The organism is Anaeromyxobacter oryzisoli, from assembly GCF_022690765.1.
In the GTDB taxonomy this organism is placed as follows: Bacteria; Myxococcota; Myxococcia; order Myxococcales; family Anaeromyxobacteraceae; genus Anaeromyxobacter; species Anaeromyxobacter oryzisoli.
Map to the genome: position 1 here is coordinate 1 of NZ_JALCZA010000004.1, position 3786 is coordinate 3786.

3 protein-coding genes are annotated in these 3786 nt (G+C 78.8%); all 3 read left to right on the forward strand.

The window, feature by feature from the left end; all coding sequences use genetic code 11:
* A partial coding sequence (locus MNZ27_RS02010; RefSeq protein ID WP_242392350.1) for a hypothetical protein occupies positions 1-1313 on the forward strand: 1313 nt, incomplete at its 5' end.
* On the forward strand, positions 1310-2557 hold the full coding sequence (locus tag MNZ27_RS02015) for a sensor histidine kinase (protein ID WP_242392351.1): 1248 nt from the start codon (positions 1310-1312) through the stop codon (positions 2555-2557). The genes MNZ27_RS02010 and MNZ27_RS02015, both read left to right, overlap by 4 nt.
* A gap of 9 nt (positions 2558-2566) precedes the next feature.
* Positions 2567-3786 (forward strand): sigma-54-dependent transcriptional regulator (locus MNZ27_RS02020; protein ID WP_242392352.1); only part of this gene is annotated, 1220 nt, incomplete at its 3' end.

A 3786-nucleotide genomic window follows, 5' to 3' on the forward strand; every position in this document is an offset into this window, starting at 1 on the left:
CGGCGGCCTACAGGGCCGTCGCCGAGCGCGAGGACGCGCGCGGCGGCGGCGACACCGCCGTCCTCGCCTACCAGCGCGCCGCCGCCCTCGACCCGGACGACCGCGCGTCGCGCGCGGCCCTGGAGCGGGCGTGCCGCGCCGGCCCCCGGTCCGATCCGTTCGAGGAGGGGCTCGCCCGGATGGACGCCGGCGACCTCCGCGGCGCGATCGCCGGCTTCCGCGCGGCCCGCGCCCAGGACGACGACCCGGCCATCGCCCTCCTCGAGGGCATCTGCCACTACGAGCTCGGAGAGGACGCCCAGGCCGAGCCGCTCCTCCGCGCCGCCGAGAAGGCGCCGGAGAGCGCGGACGTCGCGCAGCTCTACCTCGGGCTCGTCGCGCTCCGCGCCGGCTCCGGCTCGCGCGCGGCCGCCCTCTTCGACGCGGCGACCGCGAGCGGCGCCCTCGCGCCCGTCGCCTCGGAGCTCGCCCGCGTCGCGCGCAGCCAGGGCCGGTGGTCCCTCACGCTGTTCGCCGCCTCGGGCTACGACTCCAACGTGAACCTCGCCCCCTCCAGCACGAACCCCTCCCGCCAGTCGGACGGGCTGTACGCCCTCGGCGCGACCGGGCTCCTCCGGCCGTGGGGCGCCGACGGGCCGTACGTCCGGGCGCAGGGGCTCCTGAACCAGCAGCTCCGGCTGGGCGCCTTCGACTCCTCGGCCGTGGACGCCGCCGGCGGCTGGCAGCTCCAGCGCGGGCGGTGGGCCGGGATCGCCGAGTACGACTTCACGCACCGGACGTTCGGCGGCTCGCCCTTCGAGACCTCGCACCGGCTGCTCGCGTCGGCCTGGACCGCGCTCGGCGACGTCACCCTGGGCGCGACCTGGCTCGCGCGCTTCGAGTCCTACGCCGGCGGGTGGTCGCCGTTCTCGGGCACGGTCCAGGCGGGCGAGGTCCGGACGGCGTTCCCGCTCGCCGCGCGGCTCCGCCTCGCCCTCGCGTACGGCCTCGCGCGCGACGCGGCCCGGGAGTCGATCCTCTCGTACCTCGAGCACGGCCCCCGCGCCGAGCTCCGGCTCGCCGCCGCCCGGCGCGTGCGGCTCGGGCTCGACCTCGCGGCGACGTTCCGCGGCTACGACGAATACGACGCGGCGCTCGGCGCGCGCCGTCACGACACCTACCTCGACGCCGCGGCCCTCGCCGAGTGGGACGTCTCCCCCGGCTGGACCGCCCACGTCGCGGTCCAGGGGCGGCAGGCGCTCTCGAACGTCTCGGGCTTCCAGTACGCGCGGCTGGTCCCGACCATCGGCCTGGCGTACACCCTCTCGCCGTGAGCGGCTCGCGCGCCCTCGTCCCGGCCCTGGCCGGCCTCCTCGGCCTCGCCGGCTCGCTCGCCGCGACGCTCTTCCTCTACCGCGCCGCGGCCGGCGCGGTGGACCGGGTGCTCGAGGAGCGCCTCCGCGGCGCCGGCGAGACGGCCGCGGAGATGCTCGCCCGCGCCGAGCCCGCCTCGGCCGACCTGCGCCCGGTGAGGGCCGCGAACGGGCTCGAGGGGGCGTACCTCGTCTCGCCCTCGCTCGTGGTCCTCGCCGACGCGACGGGGCGCGCCGGCCGGCGCGCCGATCTGCTGCGCACCGACGCCGCCCGCGTCGCGCGCGCGGCCCGCGGCGAGGCCACCATCGCCTTCGCGTACGCGGTCGGCGATCAGCCCGTGGCGACCGGCTACTTCCCGGTCCGCGGCCCGGAGGGCGCCGTGCGCGCCGTCCTCGCGCTCGAGGCGGGCCAGGCGTTCGCGACGGCGCACCGGGGGCTGCGCCGCGCCCTCGGCTTCGCGGTCGCGCTCTCGCTGGTGGGCGCGCTGGCGCTCGCCCTCGTCGCGCGGCGGTGGGCCCGCGCCGAGGCGGCGCGCCGCCGGGACGCGGAGCGCGCCATCCGCGGCGACGCGCTCTCCCGGATGGGCGCGATGGTCGCCCACGAGATCCGGAACCCGCTCGGCGTGATCCGCGGCTCGGTGGAGCTCGTCCGCGCCCGCAGCGGGGCCGCCCTCGCGCCGCCGGACGCGGAGGCCCTCGTGGACGTCCTCGGGGAGGCCGACCGGCTCCGGCGCCTCACCGACGACTTCCTCGATCTCGCCCGCGACCCCGCCATCGCGGCGACCGACGTGGAGGTGGAGGCCGTCGCCGAGGACGCCGCCCGCGCGGTGGGGCGCTCGCACGGCGCGCTCGCGATCCACCTCGAGGGGGAGGCGCGCGCCCTGGCGGACCCGGGCCGGCTGCGCCAGGTGCTCTCGAACCTGCTCGTGAACGCGGCGCAGGCCGGCGCGCGGAACGCCTGGGTGCGGATGGACGCGCCGGGCGGCCAGCCGCGGATCGTGATCCGCGACAACGGGCCGGGCGTCGCGCCCGCGCTGCGCCCCCGCCTCTTCGAGCCCTTCGCCACCGGGCGCGCCGAGGGCACGGGCCTCGGGCTCGCGCTCTCGCGCCGGATCGTGGCGCGCCAGGGCGGGACCCTCCGCCTGCTCGAGGTCGCGGACGGCGGCGCGGCGTTCGAGGTGCGGCTCCCGCCGGCGCGGGGCTAGGATCGGATCATGGCGCGCGTCCTCGTCGTGGACGACGAACCGAAGCTCGGCCGCGTGATGGCCCAGATGCTCGAGCTGGACGGGCACGCGGTCGTCCGCGCCGAGGGCGGGCGCGAGGCGCTCGCCCGGCTCGCGGGGGAGCCCGCCCCCTTCGACGTCGTCGTGACCGACCTGCGCATGCCGGAGGTGGACGGCCTGGCGGTGCTGCGGGCGGCCCGGGCGCGCACGCCCCCGCCCGAGGTCGTGCTCGTGACGGCGTACGGCACGGCCGAGAGCGCCGTCGAGGCGATGAAGTCCGGCGCGGCCGACTACGTGACGAAGCCGGTCTCGATGGACGAGCTGCGCCTGCGCGTCGGGCGGCTCGCGGCGCAGCGCGCGGGGGAGGCGCAGCGCGCGCGCCTCGTCGCGCGGCTCACGCCCGATCTCGTCGCGGAGAGCCCGGCCATGAAGGCGGTCCTCGCCGCCGCCCGCCAGGTCGCGCCGACGGACGCGAGCGTGCTCCTCCTCGGCGAGAGCGGCACCGGGAAGAGCCAGCTCGCGCGCTTCATCCACCACCAGGGGCGCCGGGCCGCCGCGCCGATCGTCGAGGTCCACTGCGCCGCGCTGCCGGAGACGCTGCTCGAGGCCGAGCTGTTCGGCCACGAGAAGGGGGCGTTCACCGGCGCGGTGCAGCGCAAGGCCGGCCACCTCGCCGCCGCCGAGGGGGGGACGCTCTTCCTCGACGAGATCGGCGAGATCGCGCCCGCGATCCAGGTGAAGCTCCTGCGCTTCCTGCAGGACCGGACCTTCGTGCCGGTGGGCGCGACCGAGCCGCGGGCGGTGGACGTCCGCGTGATCTCCGCGACGAACCGCGACCTCGACGAGGCGGTGCGCGCCGGCGCGTTCCGGGAGGACTTCTTCTACCGGCTGAACGTCTTCGCGATCCGCGTGCCACCGCTGCGCGACCGGCGCGAGGACATCGGCCCGATCGCGGAGCGCTTCCTGGCCGCGCGCGGGCTGCCGCCCGGGAAGCTCTCCGCCGGGGCCCGGGCCGCGCTCCTCGCGCACCACTGGCCCGGGAACGTGCGGGAGCTGGAGAACGCCCTCGAGCGCGCGCTCATCCTCGCGGGCGAGGACGAGCTCCGCGCCGAGCACCTCGCGCTCGGCGGCGCCGCGCGCGGCCGGCCGCGCGCGGCGGCCGCGCGCGGCGGGGGGGGCGTCAGCCGCGAGGGGGGGGGCGGCGGCCGGGG